The organism is Pseudomonas algeriensis (assembly GCF_048847255.1).
Taxonomy (GTDB): Bacteria; Pseudomonadota; Gammaproteobacteria; order Pseudomonadales; family Pseudomonadaceae; genus Aquipseudomonas.
Genome location: NZ_JBKKRK010000001.1, coordinates 517,221 through 533,836 on the forward strand (window position 1 = coordinate 517,221; position 16,616 = coordinate 533,836).

General features: G+C 62.2%; 14 protein-coding genes. 10 read left to right on the top strand and 4 right to left on the bottom strand.

Annotated features, from left to right (window positions below; translation table 11 throughout):
* Positions 1–2 precede the first annotated feature (2 nt).
* From ACLK1G_RS02090 to mqo, 9 genes are all read left to right on the top strand, one after another.
* On the top strand, positions 3–758 hold the full coding sequence (locus tag ACLK1G_RS02090; RefSeq protein ID WP_420763892.1) for a quinoprotein dehydrogenase-associated SoxYZ-like carrier: 756 nt from the start codon (positions 3–5) through the stop codon (positions 756–758).
* Positions 759–774: 16 nt separating this feature from the next.
* Positions 775–1,710 carry a quinoprotein relay system zinc metallohydrolase 1 gene (locus ACLK1G_RS02095; RefSeq protein ID WP_420763893.1) on the top strand — a complete coding sequence of 312 codons (936 nt, stop codon included), beginning with the start codon at positions 775–777 and terminating at the stop codon, positions 1,708–1,710.
* Between the two features lie 264 nt (positions 1,711–1,974).
* Entirely contained in the window at positions 1,975–3,750 is a 1,776-nt protein-coding gene (locus ACLK1G_RS02100; RefSeq protein WP_420763894.1) for a PQQ-dependent methanol/ethanol family dehydrogenase, read from the top strand.
* 269 nt (positions 3,751–4,019) lie between these two features.
* Complete coding sequence (gene exaC, locus ACLK1G_RS02105) at positions 4,020–5,540, top strand: acetaldehyde dehydrogenase ExaC (protein WP_420763895.1); 1,521 nt, start codon at positions 4,020–4,022, stop codon at positions 5,538–5,540.
* Between the two features lie 277 nt (positions 5,541–5,817).
* Entirely contained in the window at positions 5,818–5,889 is a 72-nt protein-coding gene (gene pqqA, locus ACLK1G_RS02110) for a pyrroloquinoline quinone precursor peptide PqqA (protein ID WP_003243383.1), read from the top strand.
* A 130-nt stretch (positions 5,890–6,019) separates the two neighbouring features.
* Positions 6,020–7,177 carry an alcohol dehydrogenase-like regulatory protein ErcA gene (gene ercA / locus ACLK1G_RS02115; protein WP_420764037.1) on the top strand — a complete coding sequence of 386 codons (1,158 nt, stop codon included), beginning with the start codon at positions 6,020–6,022 and terminating at the stop codon, positions 7,175–7,177.
* Complete coding sequence (locus ACLK1G_RS02120; RefSeq protein WP_420763896.1) at positions 7,161–8,531, top strand: ATP-binding response regulator; 1,371 nt, start codon at positions 7,161–7,163, stop codon at positions 8,529–8,531. The genes ercA and ACLK1G_RS02120 overlap by 17 nt, the downstream gene beginning before the upstream one ends.
* A gap of 207 nt (positions 8,532–8,738) precedes the next feature.
* On the top strand, positions 8,739–9,947 hold the full coding sequence (locus tag ACLK1G_RS02125) for an acetyltransferase domain-containing protein (RefSeq protein WP_420763897.1): 1,209 nt from the start codon (positions 8,739–8,741) through the stop codon (positions 9,945–9,947).
* Between the two features lie 378 nt (positions 9,948–10,325).
* On the top strand, positions 10,326–11,969 hold the full coding sequence (gene mqo / locus ACLK1G_RS02130) for a malate dehydrogenase (quinone) (protein WP_420763898.1): 1,644 nt from the start codon (positions 10,326–10,328) through the stop codon (positions 11,967–11,969).
* Between the two features lie 53 nt (positions 11,970–12,022).
* Here mqo and ACLK1G_RS02135 read toward each other — a convergent pair whose 3' ends face one another.
* Positions 12,023–12,505, bottom strand: a complete 483-nt coding sequence (locus ACLK1G_RS02135) for an Rrf2 family transcriptional regulator (protein WP_420763899.1) — start codon at positions 12,503–12,505, stop codon at positions 12,023–12,025.
* Positions 12,506–12,640: 135 nt separating this feature from the next.
* Here ACLK1G_RS02135 and ACLK1G_RS02140 point away from each other — a divergent pair, with 135 nt between their 5' ends.
* Positions 12,641–13,540 carry an NAD(P)/FAD-dependent oxidoreductase gene (locus tag ACLK1G_RS02140; protein WP_420763900.1) on the top strand — a complete coding sequence of 300 codons (900 nt, stop codon included), beginning with the start codon at positions 12,641–12,643 and terminating at the stop codon, positions 13,538–13,540.
* A 3-nt stretch (positions 13,541–13,543) separates the two neighbouring features.
* Here ACLK1G_RS02140 and ACLK1G_RS02145 read toward each other — a convergent pair whose 3' ends face one another.
* The 3 genes from ACLK1G_RS02145 to ACLK1G_RS02155 are packed head-to-tail and all read right to left on the bottom strand — an operon-like array spanning position 13,544 to position 16,575.
* Entirely contained in the window at positions 13,544–14,851 is a 1,308-nt protein-coding gene (locus tag ACLK1G_RS02145) for a CitMHS family transporter (RefSeq protein ID WP_420763901.1), read from the bottom strand.
* Positions 14,852–14,905: 54 nt separating this feature from the next.
* On the bottom strand, positions 14,906–15,229 hold the full coding sequence (locus ACLK1G_RS02150; RefSeq protein ID WP_420763902.1) for an AtuA-related protein: 324 nt from the start codon (positions 15,227–15,229) through the stop codon (positions 14,906–14,908).
* Positions 15,229–16,575: an acyclic terpene utilization AtuA family protein gene (locus tag ACLK1G_RS02155; RefSeq protein ID WP_420763903.1), complete on the bottom strand. Its 1,347-nt coding sequence runs from the start codon at positions 16,573–16,575 to the stop codon at positions 15,229–15,231. The genes ACLK1G_RS02150 and ACLK1G_RS02155 overlap by 1 nt, the downstream gene beginning before the upstream one ends.
* Positions 16,576–16,616 lie beyond the last annotated feature (41 nt).

Consider the following 16,616-nt stretch of genomic DNA (forward strand, 5'->3'; position numbering starts at 1 on the left):
GGATGAACTGGCGTGTGTTGGGGCTGCTGTTGGGCTGGCTGCCATTGATGGTGAGCGCAATCGAGCCGGGAAAGGACCCGGTGCCATCGGTGATGTGGGCCTTCTATCACAAGCAATTGCTGTCTGACGCACCGTTCGTTTTCGACGACCGGGTGCGGCTGCTGGCGCCACCTTTTGCCGAAGATGCGCGGCAGGTGCCGCTGGAAATCGATGCCAGGGCGTTCACCGGCGATGTCGTACGAGTGCTGGCGTGGGCCGAGCTCAACCCACTGCCGAAAATCGTCGACTTCCAACCTTCGGAGCGGGTGCTGCCGTGGCTGTCGATCCGCATTCGTATCGAGCAGGCCACGCCGTTACGTGCCGCCGTACAGACTCGCGACGGCCTGTGGCACGTTGGCTCGGCCTTGATCGACGCGGCCGGTGGTGGTTGCACGGCGCCCAGCGTGGTGCGCACCCAACCGGGTTGGGAAGAACACCTGGGCGAAGTGCTGGGCGGGCGCTACCCGCGTGGGGACTCGAATCGCCTGCGCTTGCAGATAGCCCATCCCATGGACAACGGCCTGGTGAGCGGCATCCCTGAGTTTTTCCTCAACCAGGCGCAACTGTTGGACGCTGACGGCAAGCTGCTGGCGCGCCTGGAGCTGTTCCCGGCGGTCAGTGAAAACCCCAACCTGGGCTTCGACATCCAAGGCCCGGGACAGACCCGCCTGGTGCTGCGAGACAACAGCGGCAACGAATTCGAGGCGGCCATTCCCTGACCACAAGGAGCGCGCCATGCGCTGGTTGTTGCTGATCTGTCTTGGACTGTGCTTGCCGGCGTGGTCCTCCGATTATTCCCTCAAGCCCCGGCAGATCGCCGAGGGCACCTGGCTGCTGGAAGGCAGCACGGATAATTTCGCCAAGGCCAACGGTGGCAACATCGTCAACACGGCGTTCATCGTCACCGACGTCGGGGTGGTGGTCATCGACACCGGCCCGTCCAAGCGTTACGGCGAGGCGCTGCGCCAGGCCATCGCGGCGGCGACGGACAAACCGGTGATCCAGGTGCTGCTGACCCACCATCACCCCGATCATGTGCTGGGCAACCAGGCCTTCAACGGCGTGCCTATTGGTGCGCTGGCGGGCACCGCCGACCTGCTGCGACAGCAGGGCGATGCGATGGCGGAAAACATGTACCGGCTGGTGGGCGACTGGATGCGCGGCACCGAAGTGGTTTTGCCGACCCAGGCGCTGAGCCCCGGTACGCTGAAGGTCGGCGATCACTCGCTGCGCCTGCTTGCGTTGGCCGGGCACACCGGGGCGGACCTGGCGATCCTCGATGAAACCACCGGCGTGCTGTTTGCCGGTGATTTGGTGTTTTATGAACGGGCCCTGACCACCCCGAACAGCCCCGGCCTGGATATCTGGCTCAACGATCTGAATACGCTGCAGGCGCTGCCCTGGAAGCAGATCGTCCCCGGCCACGGCCCGGTGGCCATCGACGCCCGGCCTTTCGCACAGATGCACGATTACCTGGGCTGGCTCGATCAACTGATGCGCGAGGGCGCCGCCCGGGGCGACGACATGGCCGAAATGATCCGCAGCCCCATCCCCGAGCGCTTCGCCGGGATCAGCTTGAGCCGGTATGAGTTGATCCGCAGCGTCAGTCATCTTTACCCGCGTTATGAGCGGGCGGGGATGACGCGGGTGGATACCCAAAACCCTGACTGATCTCATACCCTGTGGCGAGGGGATTTATCCCCGCTGGGCTGCGTAGCGGCCCCTTGGATCTATCTGGCATATCGAGTTATCAAGCTTAAGGGCCGCTTCGCGCCCCAGCGGGGATAAATCCCCTCGCCACAGTTTGCTGGCCTGTACCAAGGAACTAGAAAACTCAACACAGCGGGCAATTGTTGGCGGCGGCCCCCGGCCCAAGAATCTGCGACAGACCGGGAAATTTTCCCGGGTATAACAATAACCGCAGAGGTAGCCGCCATGATTCATCCCGCACGTCGCCAGCCCTTCGCCATAAGCCTGCTGCTCAGTGCCATGCTGCTGTCCGGCTCGGCCTTGGCCGCCGTGACCGACCAGGAAATTCTCCAGGACCCGAAGAATCCGCAGCAGGTCGTGACCAACGGCCTGGGCGTGCAGGGCCAGCGCTACAGCCCGCTCGATGCCCTCAATGTCGATAACATCAAGGACCTGCGTCCGGTCTGGGCGTTCTCTTTCGGCGGTGAAAAGCAGCGCGGGCAACAGGCCCAGCCCATGATCAAGGACGGGGTGATGTACCTCACCGGCTCCTACTCTCGGGTGTTTGCGGTGGATGCGCGCACCGGCAGGAAGCTCTGGCAATACGACGCGCGCTTGCCCGATGACATCCGCCCTTGCTGCGACGTGATCAACCGGGGCGTGGCGTTGTATGGCGACCTGGTGTTCTTCGGCACGCTGGACGCCAAGCTGGTGGCCCTGAACAAGGACACCGGCAAAGTGGTGTGGAGCAAGAAGGTCGCCGACCACAAGGAAGGCTATTCCATCAGCGCCGCGCCCATGGTTGTGAATGGCAAGCTCATCACCGGGGTGGCGGGGGGCGAATTCGGCGTGGTCGGCCAGATCACCGCATTCGATCCGAAAAATGGTGCGTTGCTGTGGACCCGGCCGACCGTTGAAGGCCACATGGGCTACGTCTACAAGGACGGCAAGGCCGTGGAGAACGGTATTTCCGGCGGCGAGGCGGGCAAGACCTGGCCGGGCGATCTCTGGAAAACCGGCGGCGCCGCGCCTTGGCTGGGCGGCTACTACGACCCGGAGACCAACCTGCTGCTGTTCGGCACCGGCAACCCGGCACCGTGGAACTCCCACCTGCGCCCTGGCGACAACCTTTATTCGTCGTCGCGCCTGGCCCTGAACCCGGACGATGGCACCATCAAATGGCACTTCCAGAGCACGCCCCATGACGGTTGGGACTATGACGGCGTCAACGAGCTGATCTCGTTCAACTACAAGGACGGCGGCAAGGACATCAAGGCGGCGGCGACCGCCGACCGTAACGGCTTCTTCTACGTGCTCGACCGCACCAACGGCAAGTTCATCCGCGGCTTCCCATTCGTCGACAAGATCACCTGGGCCACTGGCCTGGACAAGGATGGCCGTCCGATTTACAACGAGGCCAGCCGTCCGGGTGCGCCGGGCAGCGAGGCCAAGGGCAGCTCAGTCTTCGTCGCTCCGGCATTCCTCGGCGCGAAGAACTGGATGCCGATGGCCTACAACCAGGACACCGGCCTGTTCTACGTGCCATCCAACGAGTGGGGCATGGACATCTGGAACGAAGGCATCGCCTACAAGAAAGGCGCGGCGTTTCTCGGCGCCGGGTTCACCATCAAGCCGCTGAACGAGGATTACATCGGCGTGCTGCGGGCCATAGACCCGAAAACCGGCAAGGAAGTGTGGCGCCACAAGAACTTCGCGCCGCTGTGGGGCGGGGTGCTGACCACCAGGGGCAATCTGGTGTTCACCGGTACGCCTGAAGGGTTCTTGCAGGCGTTCAACGCCAAGACTGGGGAAAAGGTCTGGGAATTCCAGACCGGCTCCGGCGTGCTGGGCTCGCCGATCACCTGGGAAATGGACGGCGAACAGTACGTCTCCGTGGTCTCGGGTTGGGGCGGTGCGGTGCCGCTGTGGGGCGGTGAAGTGGCCAAGCGCGTGAAGGACTTCAACCAGGGCGGCATGCTCTGGACCTTCAAGTTGCCGAAGGAACTTGTCGCCAAGCGCTAAAACCTTGCCGAGAACCGTGGCGAGGGAGCTTGCTCCCGCTCGGCTGCGCAGCAGCCGCCAAAAGCGGGGAGTGCTGCGCACTCCAGCGGGAGCAAGCTCCCTCGCCACAAGGGCCTGCGCCGGCCTTGAACTTGCGCTTATTGCTTGAAACCTACGACCAAATAACGAGAGAGCCCCCTGCCAATGACGCATTCGTCCACCGCGCGGGGCTCTCTACCATCGGCCTATCGCCTGTCCCGCGACAGGCATCGACCAGGCAGAGGCCCATCATGATCTACGCACAACCCGGAACCCCAGGCGCCGTCGTTTCCTTCAAACCGCGCTATGGCAATTTCATCGGCGGCGAGTTCGTCGCGCCGGTCCACGGCGAGTATTTCACCAACACTTCCCCGGTCAATGGCGAAGTCATCGGCGAGTTTCCGCGCTCCAGCGCCGCTGACATTGACAAGGCCCTGGACGCGGCCCATGCCGCCGCCGATGCCTGGGGCAAGACGTCAGTCCAGGACCGCTCCCTGATACTGCTGAAAATCGCTGACCGCATCGAACAGCACCTGGAAATCCTGGCGGTCAGCGAGACCTGGGACAACGGCAAGGCCGTGCGCGAAACCCTCAACGCCGACGTACCGTTGTCAGCCGACCATTTTCGCTACTTTGCCGGCTGCATTCGCGCGCAAGAGGGCGGGGCCGCCGAGATCAACGAGTTGACCACCGCTTACCATTTCCACGAGCCGCTGGGCGTGGTCGGGCAGATTATCCCGTGGAATTTCCCGCTGCTGATGGCCGCCTGGAAACTCGCCCCGGCCCTGGCCGCCGGTAACTGCATCGTGCTCAAGCCGGCGGAGCAGACGCCGCTGTCGATCACGGTGTTCGTCGAGCTGATCGCCGATCTGCTGCCGGCCGGCGTGTTGAACATCGTCCATGGTTTTGGCCGCGAGGCCGGTGAGGCCCTGGCCACCAGCAAGCGCATCGCCAAGATTGCCTTCACCGGCTCCACACCGGTGGGTTCGCACATCATGAAGTGCGCGGCCGAGAACATCATCCCGTCCACCGTGGAACTGGGCGGCAAGTCGCCGAATATCTTCTTCGAAGACATCATGCAAGCCGAGCCGGCGTTCATTGAGAAAGCGGCGGAAGGCCTGGTGCTGGCATTCTTCAACCAGGGAGAAGTCTGCACCTGCCCATCCCGTGCCTTGGTGCAGGAATCGATCTATGCGCCGTTCATGGCCGAGGTCATGAAGAAAATCGCCAAGATCAAGCGCGGCAACCCGCTGGACACCGAGACCATGGTCGGTGCCCAAGCGTCCCAGCAGCAATACGACAAAATCCTTTCGTACCTGGACATCGCCCGGCAAGAGGGCGCCGAACTGCTTACCGGCGGCGCGGCCGAATGCCTTGAAGGAGACTTGTCGAGCGGCTATTACATCCAGCCGACCTTGCTCAAGGGCCACAACAAGATGCGCGTGTTCCAGGAAGAGATCTTCGGGCCGGTGGTGGGCGTGACCACTTTCAAGGACGAAGCCGAAGCCCTGGCGATCGCCAACGACACCGAGTTTGGCCTCGGTGCCGGCCTCTGGACCCGCGACATCAACCGCGCCTACCGCATGGGCCGGGCGATCAAGGCCGGTCGCGTCTGGACCAACTGCTACCACCTGTACCCGGCGCATGCGGCGTTCGGTGGCTACAAGAAATCCGGCGTCGGGCGTGAAACCCACAAGATGATGCTCGACCATTACCAGCAGACCAAGAATCTGTTGGTGAGCTATGACGTGAATCCGCTGGGGTTTTTCTGACCCCCGAAGTACTGACCGAGTGACTCCTGTGGCGAGGGAGCTTGCTCCCGCTGGGCCGCGTAGCGGCCCTTTTTTTCAGGCCCATATTGATGGTGTGGCTGCTCAAGTGGGGCTGCTGTGCAGCCCAGCGGGAGCAAGCTCCCTCGCCACGGAGTCTCGCTGTTCCTGTAATACCAACGCACCCCACCCACTGCTTCGAAAGTAGCATTCGAGCCCTGGTCGCCCCGTGCATTAATGAACCTGCCGGAATCGCCCGGTACAAGAAGAGGAAAGACCCATGTGGACTAAACCCGCGTACACCGACCTGCGTATCGGCTTTGAAGTGACGATGTACTTCGCCAACCGATGAGGCGCCGGCCCGGCCTGATGCGTTCGGGCCGGGCTCCCCATTGGTCGGATTGCATTCATGGCGGGATGCTTTAGGCTCAACGTATCCCATGACAATAACAACAGGCTTACCGATGAGCCCCCCTGAAAAAATGAGCCTCAGCCCGCTGCGCAAGTTCGTTTCCCCTGAAATCATGTTCGGCGCAGGATGTCGGCACAACGTCGGCAACTACGCCAAGACCTTCGGCGCGCGCAAGGTGTTGGTGGTGACTGATCCCGGGGTCATCGCCGCCGGTTGGGTCGGCGATGTCGAAGCCAGCCTGCAAGCCCAGGGCATCGATTACTGCCTCTACAGCGACGTCTCGCCCAACCCACGGGTCGAGGAAGTGATGCTCGGTGCCGAGACGTACCGCGAGAACCATTGCGACGTCATCGTCGCGGTCGGTGGCGGCAGCCCCATGGACTGTGGCAAGGCGATCGGGATCGTGGTTGCCCATGGCCGCAGCATCCTTGAATTCGAAGGCGTGGATACGCTGCACGTGCCCAGCCCGCCGCTGATCCTGATTCCCACCACCGCCGGCACCTCGGCCGACGTCTCGCAGTTCGTCATCATTTCCAACCAGCAGGAACGCATGAAGTTTTCCATCGTCAGCAAGGCGGCGGTGCCGGACGTGTCGCTGATCGACCCGGAAACCACCCTGAGCATGGACCCGTTCCTGTCCGCCTGTACCGGTATCGACGCCCTGGTGCACGCCATCGAGGCGTTCGTCTCCACGGGCCACGGGCCGCTGACCGATCCCCATGCCCTGGAGGCAATGCGGCTGATCAACAACAACCTGGTGCAGATGATCGCCAACCCGGCGGACGTCGCCCTGCGGGAAAAGATCATGCTCGGCAGCATGCAGGCCGGGTTGGCATTTTCCAATGCGATCCTCGGCGCCGTGCATGCGATGTCCCACAGCCTGGGTGGCTTCCTCGATCTGCCCCATGGGTTGTGCAACGCAGTGTTGGTGGAACATGTGGTGGCGTTCAACTACACCTCGGCACCGGAGCGTTTCAAAGTGATTGCCGAGACCCTGGGCATCGATTGCCGGGGCCTCAACCATCGGCAGATCCGCACCCGGTTGGTGGAGCACCTGATCGCCCTCAAGCACACCATCGGCTTCCATGAAACCCTCGGACTGCATGGCGTCAGCACGTCGGACATTCCATTCTTGTCGCAACATGCGATGGACGATCCGTGCATCCTCACCAACCCTCGAGAGTCGAGCCAGCGGGATGTCGAGGTCGTCTATGGCGAAGCCCTCTGAGGAGCAGCAAAAAGCCCTGGCAGGCTTGCTGGGGCTGGGCAACCACTCGACACGCAAAAGCCACTACCCTGAACTGGCGGCGCGCCTCGATGAGCTGGAGCAGGCCCGACGGCACCTGCAACAGCTCAATGATCAGCTGGAACAACGGGTGGCCGAACGCACCGATGCGTTGCTGGAGGCCAATCACAACCTGCAGCAGCAAATTGCCCAGCGCGAACTGGTCGAGCAACAGCTGCGAGATGCCCGGGACGCCGCCCAGGCGGCCAACCGCAGCAAGGACAAATACCTGGCCGCCGCCAGCCATGACCTGCTGCAACCACTCAACGCCGCGCGCTTGCTGATTGCGACGTTGCGCGAGCGGCAACTGCCCGCCCCGGAACACGTACTGGTGGAGCGGACCCACCAGGCGCTCGAAGGCGCCGAGGATTTGCTCACTGACCTGCTGGACATCTCCCGCCTGGATCAAGCTGCTGTCCGGCCGGACCTGGCGCCTTATCGAGTGGATGAGCTACTCGCGCCGCTGGTGTCCGAGTTCCAATCGGTGGCCGGTGCCGCGGGCCTGGAATTGCGCGTGCGGTTTGCCGATGACGCGGTACTGACGGATCTGCGATTGATCACTCGCATCCTGCGCAACCTGCTCAGCAACGCCTGCCGATACACCGACCAGGGCGGCATCCTGCTGGCGGCTCGGCGTCGGGGAGGGCGGTTGCGTCTGGAAGTCTGGGACACGGGGCGAGGCATTGCCGCCGATTGCCTGGAGTCGATCTTCCTGGAGTTCAACCAACTGGACGTCGGTCGTGCGGCGGATCGCAAGGGCGTGGGCCTGGGACTGGCGATCGTCGAACGCATTGCCCATATCCTCGGTTATCGGGTGCAGGTGCGTTCGCGGCCGGGACGCGGCTCGGTGTTCAGCATCGACGTGCCGCTGTCGGCCGAGCGGCCACTGCCTATTTCCCAGGTCCCGGTCCAGCCAGTGGCGGGCAATCCGCTGCCGGGGCGAAGGCTGTTGGTCATCGATAACGAAGTGAGCATCCTGCAAAGCATGGCGGCGCTGCTGGAACAGTGGGGTTGTGAAGTGCTGACCGCCACTGATCAAGCGGCTGCCCTCGACGTTCTGCGAGGTCGTGCCCCGGAACTGATCCTGGCGGATTTCCACCTTGATCACGGTGTGGTCGGCTGCGAGGTGGTCAGGCATCTGCGTGAGCATTTCCAGCGGGCGATTCCCGCTGTGATCATCACTGCCGACCGCAGCGACCAATGCCGCCGCGCCTTGCGCAAACTGAACGCGCCGCTGCTGAACAAACCGGTCAAGCCTGGAAAGTTGCGGGCGGTGCTAAGCCAGCTGCTCGCATAGCCCGCCCGTACACAGACCCTTGTGGGAGCGAGCTTGCTCGCGAAGCCGCTGGGTCAACGGAAACGATGGGGCTGACACGCCGCTTTCGCGAGCGGGCTCGCTCCCACAAGAACGAGGCATCTGCCGGTATTCGTGTTATGTTATCCGCTTTCATTTGGCAGGTGTTCTCATCTGCCTTGTCCGGACCACGACCGCCCGAGTACCGCCATGAGTCTATCTTCAAGCGCGACAAACCCAGCCGCCGCTGCCATCGCGCCGACCCTTGCATCCATCACCGCAACAGCTGCCACACGCTTGCTCGCCATCGACGCCCTGAGGGGATTCGTCATGTTGTTGATGCTGGTGGACCATGTGCGCGAAACGTTTCTTCTGCATCGTCAGGTCACTGATCCGATCGATGCCCTGAGCGTGACCCCGGACCTGTTTTTTACCCGTTTGCTCAGCACGCTGTGCGCGCCGGTGTTCATCTTCCTTACCGGTCTGTCGGCATGGCTCTACAGCCAGAAACACACCGCCGGCCAGACCTCGGTGTTCCTGCTCAAGCGCGGTCTGTTCCTGGTGTTCCTGGAACTGACGTTCGTGTGTTTCGCGTGGAACGCCGAGTTCCCGCCGAAGACGCTGTGGTTGCAGGTGATCTGGTGCATCGGGATCTGCATGATCGTCCTGGCGGCGCTGCTGCATTTCAAGCGCAGCTGGCTGATTGTGCTTGGGGTCGCCATCGTCGCCGGGCACAACCTGCTGGACGGTATCGTGCTCGGGCCGGATTCACCGTTTTTCGTGCCGTGGTCGATTCTTCACCAGCGGGCGTTCATCGATATCACCGAGTTCACCCGGGCCCGCACCACCTATCCGGTGCTGCCATGGATCGGCGTGATCTTGCTGGGTTGGGGTATCGGGCCATGGTTCGCCAAGGACGTGGAGCCGGCCGTGCGCCTGCGGCGGTTGTTCATGGTCGGCCTTGGCTTATTGATCGCCTTCGCGTTGATCCGCTATGTCAATGTCTACGGTGATAAACCCTGGGTCCAGACCGGTGATGGGTTGCGCACATTCATGAGTTTCATGAGTGCGACGAAATATCCGCCGTCGTTGATGTTTCTCATGCCGACGCTGGGGCTGGGCTTGATCCTGCTGGCCCTGTTCGAAAAAGCCCAGGAGCGGGGGAGCATCGCGAAACTGGCGATCTACGGCGGCGCGCCGATGTTTTTCTACTTGCTGCACCTCTACGTGCTGAAGGCCATGTACCTGGTTGCGGTCGCCTTGTGGGGAACCAACCAGGGCGCGTATTTCGGCTTCGATCACTTGCCAATGGTCTGGTTGTGGAGCGTTATGCTGGCCGTCGTGCTGTTTTTTCCAACACGTTGGTTCGCCGCCTTGAAACAACGCCGTCGCGATATCTCGCTCCTCAAGTACCTCTGATTTGGCGAAACCGCGATATTTGCGGGACGCAACCGAGCCATTAAAACGCCGCCATTTGGTCGGCGTTTTTGCCTGGAATGTAAAAATACGCTTCGGTCTGTTTGGTTCATTCTGTAAACTCCCCCCGCTGCGACAATCGGGCACGGCCACGCCGGGCCCGATCCAGACCGTTTTGCAGTGTCCCTCACCCAGCTGAAGCCAAGACCTACAAGAAGTCAGCGCCGGAGAGACATAAATGTGAGGCCGATATGCTCGGCCCCTGTAGGTCCATCCTCCAGTCCACTCGATACCCGCCCGCCGGCCTTGCCGCAATGGGGTGTGGTTGATGCTTGAACGAAATCGGAGGACGGAATGGCGTTCCATCCTAGGGATACACACATGTTGAAGAAAACACACACGGCGCTATTGGGCCTGGCGATGGCGATGGGTCTTGCGACCACGCACGCCGCCGAGCCGAAAAAAGTGGATGTCTTGCTCATTGGTGGCGGCATCATGAGTTCGACCCTCGGCGTCTGGCTCAATGAGCTGGAGCCGGGCTGGACCATGGAAATGATCGAGCGCCTGGACGGTGTTGCCGAAGAAAGCTCCAACGGCTGGAACAACGCCGGTACCGGTCACTCCGCGCTGGCCGAGCTGAACTACACGCCGGAAGACAAGAACGGTAAGGTCGAGATCGTCAAGGCCATCGAGATCAACGAAGCGTTCCAGATCTCCCGTCAGTTCTGGTCCTGGCAGGTCAAGAACGGTGTGCTGAAGAACCCGCGCTCGTTCATCAACTCCACGCCGCACATGAGCTTCGTCTGGGGTGATGACAACATCGCGTTCCTGAAGAAGCGCTACGACGCGCTCCAGGCCAGCCCGCTGTTCGCCGGCATGCAGTACTCCGAGGATCCGGCGCAGATCAGCAAATGGGTTCCGCTGATGATGCAAGGGCGTGACCCGAGCCAGAAAGTCGCGGCCACCTGGAGTCCGCTGGGTACCGACGTGAACTTCGGCGAAATCACCCGTCAGTTCGCAGCTCACCTGGAATCCAAGCCGAACTTCTCCCTCAAGCTTTCCAGCGAAGTGGAAGACATCACCCGCAACGAAGACGGCACCTGGCGCGTTTCGTACAAGAACCTCAAAGACGGGACCGAAACCGAAACCGACGCCAAGTTCGTGTTCATCGGTGCCGGTGGCGGCGCGCTGCACCTGCTGCAGAAGGCTGACATTCCAGAAGCCCGTGAATACGCCGGTTTCCCGGTGGGTGGTTCGTTCCTTGTGACCGAAAACCCGACCATCGCTCAGCTGCACCTGGCCAAGGCCTACGGCAAGGCTTCGGTTGGCGCGCCGCCGATGTCGGTGCCGCACCTGGACACCCGCGTGCTTGATGGCAAGCGCGTGATCCTGTTTGGCCCGTTCGCGACGTTCTCCACCAAGTTCCTGAAGAACGGTTCGTACTTTGACCTGCTGACCAGCACCACGACCCACAACGTGTGGCCGATGACCAAGGTCGGTATCGAACAGTACCCGCTGGTGGAATACCTCGCCGGTCAGCTGATGCTGTCGGACGAAGACCGCTTCAATGCTCTGAAAGAGTATTTCCCGGACGCCAAGCAGGAAGACTGGCGCCTGTGGCAAGCCGGCCAGCGCGTGCAGATCATCAAGCGTGACGAAGAGAAGGGCGGCGTGCTGAAACTCGGCACTGAAGTCGTCGCTTCCCAGGACAGCAGCATCGCCGGCCTGCTGGGCGCCTCGCCAGGTGCCTCGACCGCTGCGCCGATCATGCTGACCGTGCTTGAAAAAGTCTTCAAGGACAAAGTCGCCACCCCGGCCTGGCAGGAAAAACTGCGCCAGATCGTACCGAGCTACGGCACCAAGCTGAACGAAAGCCCTGAGCGTGTTGCGCAGGAATGGGCCTACACCAGCGAAGTGCTGCAACTGGACCCGCCACCGGCTATCGGCAAGGCTGGCACCGTTGTAGCTCCGGCCCAGCCGGCTGCTGCTCGGCAATCCAATCCAGCGGCTGACATGGCGCTGTAAACCGGACGCTGTCTGGTCAGGTAAAAAAACGCCGCTCATTGAGCGGCGCTTTTTTATGTGCGTGCGCCAGGAATCAGAGGTGACGCTCGACCTTGGGCCTCGACCTTGGGCTCGTCCCGAAACCGCGTATCAAAATCCTCCGCCAACTGGGCCAACGTGATACTGCCCAGACGCTCAAGCAACAACGCCTGGGCCTCATCGAACGCATCCGTCAGCGCCGCATTCACCGCTTGTTCGACCAGGCATTGCGGATGATCAGTGGACAGGCCGATGGCGAAAATCGACGTGCTGCCCAACGCCTGATGAATGTCCAGCAGCGTCATCTCCGCCAACGGTTTAGCCAGGCTCCATCCACCGCGATGGCCTTTCTCCGAAGTGACGTAACCCCGTTCCTTGAGCAACGCCATGGTTCGGCGCACCACGACCGGGTTGGTACCCAGCATCTGGGCGAGGGTGTCGGAGGTCGCCGATTGCTGGTGGCGATCCATATGAATCAAGACGTGCAGCATGCGTGATAGGCGGGTGTCGTTTCTCATGGGCGGGTCCGAAGGTAAATCTGCGCGGAGTATCGCCTGTAATGGCAAAAGTTACGAGACCATTGACAGGCGCTTTTCAAGAAACATACGATGTTTCGAGAAAATCCCACGCCTTCGAAAAACGGAGATCGCCCCATGGAACACGACATCATCATCGCTGGCGGCAGCTACGCCGGCCTGTCCGCTGGCCTCCAATTGGCCCGCGCCCGTCAAAAGGTGCTGGTAATCGACGCCGACCAGCGTCGCAACCGGTTTGCAGCGACTTCCCATGGTTTCCTAGGACAGGACGGCCGCGCCCCGGATGACATTGCCAGTGACGCCCGTGCCCAACTCATGGCTTACCCGACCGTGGAATGGCTGTCGGATAGCGCGATCCACGCCACCCGCGACGCGGACGGCTTCGTCGTCGAGACGGCCCGTGGACAACGCTACAGTGCCAAACGCCTGTTGCTCGCCACCGGCGTGATCGATGAGTTGCCCGATGTGCCAGGATTGAGGGAGCGTTGGGGAAAAAACGTTTTCCATTGCCCGTACTGTCATGGCTATGAATTGGAGCAGAGGCCGATTGGTGTGCTGGCGACGTCGCCGATGTCGCTGCACCATGCCTTGATGCTGCCCGACTGGGGCCCGACGACGTTTTTCACCAATGGTGTGTTCGAGCCTGACCGTGAGCAACACGACAGCCTGGCGCAACGCGGTGTGACCTTGGTGCCGGAACGTGTCGAACGTATTGAAGGCGATCGGGCCAATGTGGTGTTGGCGGACGGGCGAGTGATCGCCATTGAAGGCCTGTTTGTCTTGCCGCATACCCGCGTTGCCAGTTCCCTTGCCAGATCCCTGGGTTGCAATTTTGAAGAAGGCCCGCTCGGGGCGTTCATCCAGGCCGACCCGATGACCCGAGAAACCAGCATTCCCGGGGTGTTTGCTTGTGGCGACGCGGCGATGCCGTTCGGCTCGGTCGCGCTGGCCGTTGGTGATGGGGTGAGGGCGGGCTCCGGGGTGCATCGGTCGTTGATCTTCCAGACCCACCCTTGAAACTCAGACCTGTACCGCGCCGGTTGCCACGGCGAAAGCGAGCATCACCAGGCTGACGCCCCAGGCCCAGAAAAACGTATAGGCCATGTGCTTGCGCAGTTCGACGCCGGACAACGCAAGCGCCAGGTAGACGCTGGGCACCACCGGGCTGATGGAGAACCCGGTGTTCTCGCCGATCAACATGGCCCGGGCGACCGCTTCGAGGGGAACGCCGGCCGCGGCGGCCACGTCCCTGATCACCGGTAGCAGGGCGAAATAATAGGCGTCCGGCGAAAAAATCATGCCCAGGGGCACGCCGAAGAAGCCGACGATCACGTGCAGGTATTGGGCAGAACCCGCGGGCAGGATATCGATCAGCGCCAAGGCCATGCCGTCGGACATCTTCGCGCCGGAGAGCACGCCCAGCAGGACGGCGGCAGCCATCATCACCAGGACCATCTGCAGTGCATCGGATGCATGAGCCTTGAGGCGTTCGGCCTGGGCGTCCAGGGATGGGAAATTCAGCGGCAGGGCGATGCCCAGTCCCACCATGAAACACGCATACAAAGGGAAAATACCGGTGAACAGGCACACCAGGATGCCACCGGTCAGGGCCACGTTCAGCCAGTAGCGCGGCTCCCGGGGAGAAAGACTGAATTCGCGATCCTGGGTTTGCAGACCGTCTACATCACACGTTGCGGCCGCCCCCAGCGACATCGGTTGGCGACGATGCGCGCGCATACCCAATATCGTCGCCACCCCAAGCATGCACACCAGGCCCACCATCTGCACCGGCAGCAAGCCCAGCCACAGCTCGGTGGCGTCCAGGCCCGACACCGCGGCGGCGCGGGCGGTCGTGCCGCCCCAAGGCACCATATTGATGACGCCCGCCGTGGTGCCCACCAGACACAGCAACATCGCCGGGCTCATGTTCAAGCGTTTGTACAAGGGCAGCAGCGCCGGGATAGTCAGCAGGAACGTGGCGGCGCCAACGCCATCCAGGTGCACCACCGACGTCACCAATACGGTCACTAACGCCACAGCCAGGGGTTTGCCGCCCGTGCTGCGGATCAGCAGGTTGACCAGAGGATCGAACAATCCCCGGTCACGCATGATGCCAAAGAACAGGATGGCAAACAGGAAGAGCGCGGCAGTCGGCGCAACCGTGATCAGGCCCGCCTTGATGAATTCGCCGATCTGCCCGAGATTGAACCCCGCGAGCAGACAAACGATCACGGGGAGGGTGGTGAACGCCACCACCGGGCTGATCCTGCGCAGCAATATCAGTCCGATGATGGCAAGCATCATCAAAAAACCCAGGGTTGTAATCATGTTGCAGCCTCTCTTTTTATTCTTGTCGGATGGTTCGGGCGGGCGAAGGATCGATCAGTCTCCCGGGCCTGGCAGGTGCAGGGCCAACAGCAGATAGCTCAAGCTCTTGCCGTGGCGGTCCAGGCCGCAACTGCGGTTCACGCCGCCCTCCAGGGCGTCTTCAAGGACAAAATTCAGTGCATTGAGGTTCGGCAGTTCATAGCGATGCACCATGGAAGGCCGCCGCGTGGCGAATTGCTCGGCCACCCGTTCGCAGGTCAGCTCCCGCAGCAACCAGGCGTAGTGGGCCGCGTCATGGGGAAACACCGCGATGCTGAGAATGTTGCCTTTGTCGCCGGCACGGGCGTGGGCAAAATCGGCGAGCGTGACGAGGTTCATCAGTACCACTCCAGGGTTGTATGGATTTCACCGCGCGGCAGCAGGAAACTGCGAGTGGTGACGGCCTCGACGAGGTGTCGCCGAACGCCACCGCCGCCGGCTGGCCCGTTGGTGTAGAGCGATTCCACCTCGGCCAACAGCACTTCGAGCAACGACCGGTCGGTGTGGGTCAGGCCGATGCGCACGCGCACATCTTCGAGGGCTGGTGCCTGGGCGAGTTGCTTTTGCAGATAGCGACCGCCCTGGTCGTTGAACAGGCTGGCGACGCCGGAAAGATCGATCCAGGGCTGTACGCCTGGCGCCAACCGGTCGAAACGCTCCAGCAGGATTTCTCGCGCCAATGCCGCACGCGCCACGGCGCCGGGGCCGGCATAGGATATTTCCGCCTCGCCGAACCAGAGGCCACGCACGCCCGCCAATCCTTTGAGCGTGTCAGGACGCGGATGGCCGAGCAGGCCGCTGATCTCCACACGGTCGTCGCCCAGGTCCTGCACGCGTGCTTCGCCCAGATCCAGTACAACATCCGGCGTCAGGTAGCGGCGAGGGTCGTGGACTTCGTAAAGAAGCTGCTCCTTCACGGTCTGCTCGCTGACCCGGCCGCCGCTGTGGCGGGTCTTGCCCAGGATCAAGCGGCCGTCCTCGTGGATTTCGGCGATCGGACAACCGAGATTGACCGGGTCTGGAATGTCTTTCATCCCGGGATGAGCAAAATAACCGCCGGTGACCTGGGTACAGCACTCCAACAGATGGCCGGCCGCCGTGGCGACGGCGATTTTCTGCCAATCGTCGGCGCTCCAACCCAACCCATGACGAATCGCGCCTACCGCCAGCGAAGGGTCGGCGACACGGCCACAAAGAACGATGCCGGCACCGTCGGTCAACGCCTGGACGATACCGTCGGCGCCGGTGTAGACGTTCACGGAGACAGGCTGTTGAGTATCGGACGAAAGCCATCGCTCATAGCGCGGCGGTGTTTCTTCAAGCAGGTCGTCGCCGAGCACGCAGGCAATTTTCAGCCCAGGGAAACGACCGGCCAATGCTCCGCGCAGTCGCTGGGCGGCCGCCCTCGGGTTGGCGGCGCCGCCGTTGGTGATGATCGGAATCCCGGCTTCGATGCAAAGGTCCAGCATGGGCTCGAGAAAATCGAACAACCGGGCGGAATAACCGGCCTGTGGATCGAGGCGCTTGCGCAGTTGCGCTTCGGCCAGGGTCCGCTCCGCCAGCAGCTCGAGCATGATGTACCGCTGGCCGCTGCGTTGTGCCAGGTCCTGGGCCAGTCGCAGGGCCGCGTCAGGCCGGTCATTGGCGAAACCGGCGCCACACCCGACGAGAATTGTTTTTGTCATGTCCGTTTTCCACTGAAGGGTGGCCCTATAGTGGAGAGGCT

Excerpts from the sequence above, each read along its gene's own strand:
- ACLK1G_RS02090 (WP_420763892.1), top strand. The coding sequence starts at position 3 with ATGAACTGGCGTGTGTTGGGGCTGCTGTTGGGCTGGCTGCCATTGATG.
- ACLK1G_RS02095 (WP_420763893.1), top strand. The coding sequence starts at position 775 with ATGCGCTGGTTGTTGCTGATCTGTCTTGGACTGTGCTTGCCGGCGTGG.
- ACLK1G_RS02100 (WP_420763894.1), top strand. The coding sequence starts at position 1,975 with ATGATTCATCCCGCACGTCGCCAGCCCTTCGCCATAAGCCTGCTGCTC.
- exaC (WP_420763895.1), top strand. The coding sequence starts at position 4,020 with ATGATCTACGCACAACCCGGAACCCCAGGCGCCGTCGTTTCCTTCAAA.
- ercA (WP_420764037.1), top strand. The coding sequence starts at position 6,020 with ATGAGCCTCAGCCCGCTGCGCAAGTTCGTTTCCCCTGAAATCATGTTC.
- ACLK1G_RS02120 (WP_420763896.1), top strand. The coding sequence starts at position 7,161 with ATGGCGAAGCCCTCTGAGGAGCAGCAAAAAGCCCTGGCAGGCTTGCTG.
- ACLK1G_RS02125 (WP_420763897.1), top strand. The coding sequence starts at position 8,739 with ATGAGTCTATCTTCAAGCGCGACAAACCCAGCCGCCGCTGCCATCGCG.
- mqo (WP_420763898.1), top strand. The coding sequence starts at position 10,326 with ATGTTGAAGAAAACACACACGGCGCTATTGGGCCTGGCGATGGCGATG.
- ACLK1G_RS02135 (WP_420763899.1), bottom strand. The coding sequence starts at position 12,505 with ATGAGAAACGACACCCGCCTATCACGCATGCTGCACGTCTTGATTCAT.
- ACLK1G_RS02140 (WP_420763900.1), top strand. The coding sequence starts at position 12,641 with ATGGAACACGACATCATCATCGCTGGCGGCAGCTACGCCGGCCTGTCC.
- ACLK1G_RS02145 (WP_420763901.1), bottom strand. The coding sequence starts at position 14,851 with ATGATTACAACCCTGGGTTTTTTGATGATGCTTGCCATCATCGGACTG.
- ACLK1G_RS02150 (WP_420763902.1), bottom strand. The coding sequence starts at position 15,229 with ATGAACCTCGTCACGCTCGCCGATTTTGCCCACGCCCGTGCCGGCGAC.
- ACLK1G_RS02155 (WP_420763903.1), bottom strand. The coding sequence starts at position 16,575 with ATGACAAAAACAATTCTCGTCGGGTGTGGCGCCGGTTTCGCCAATGAC.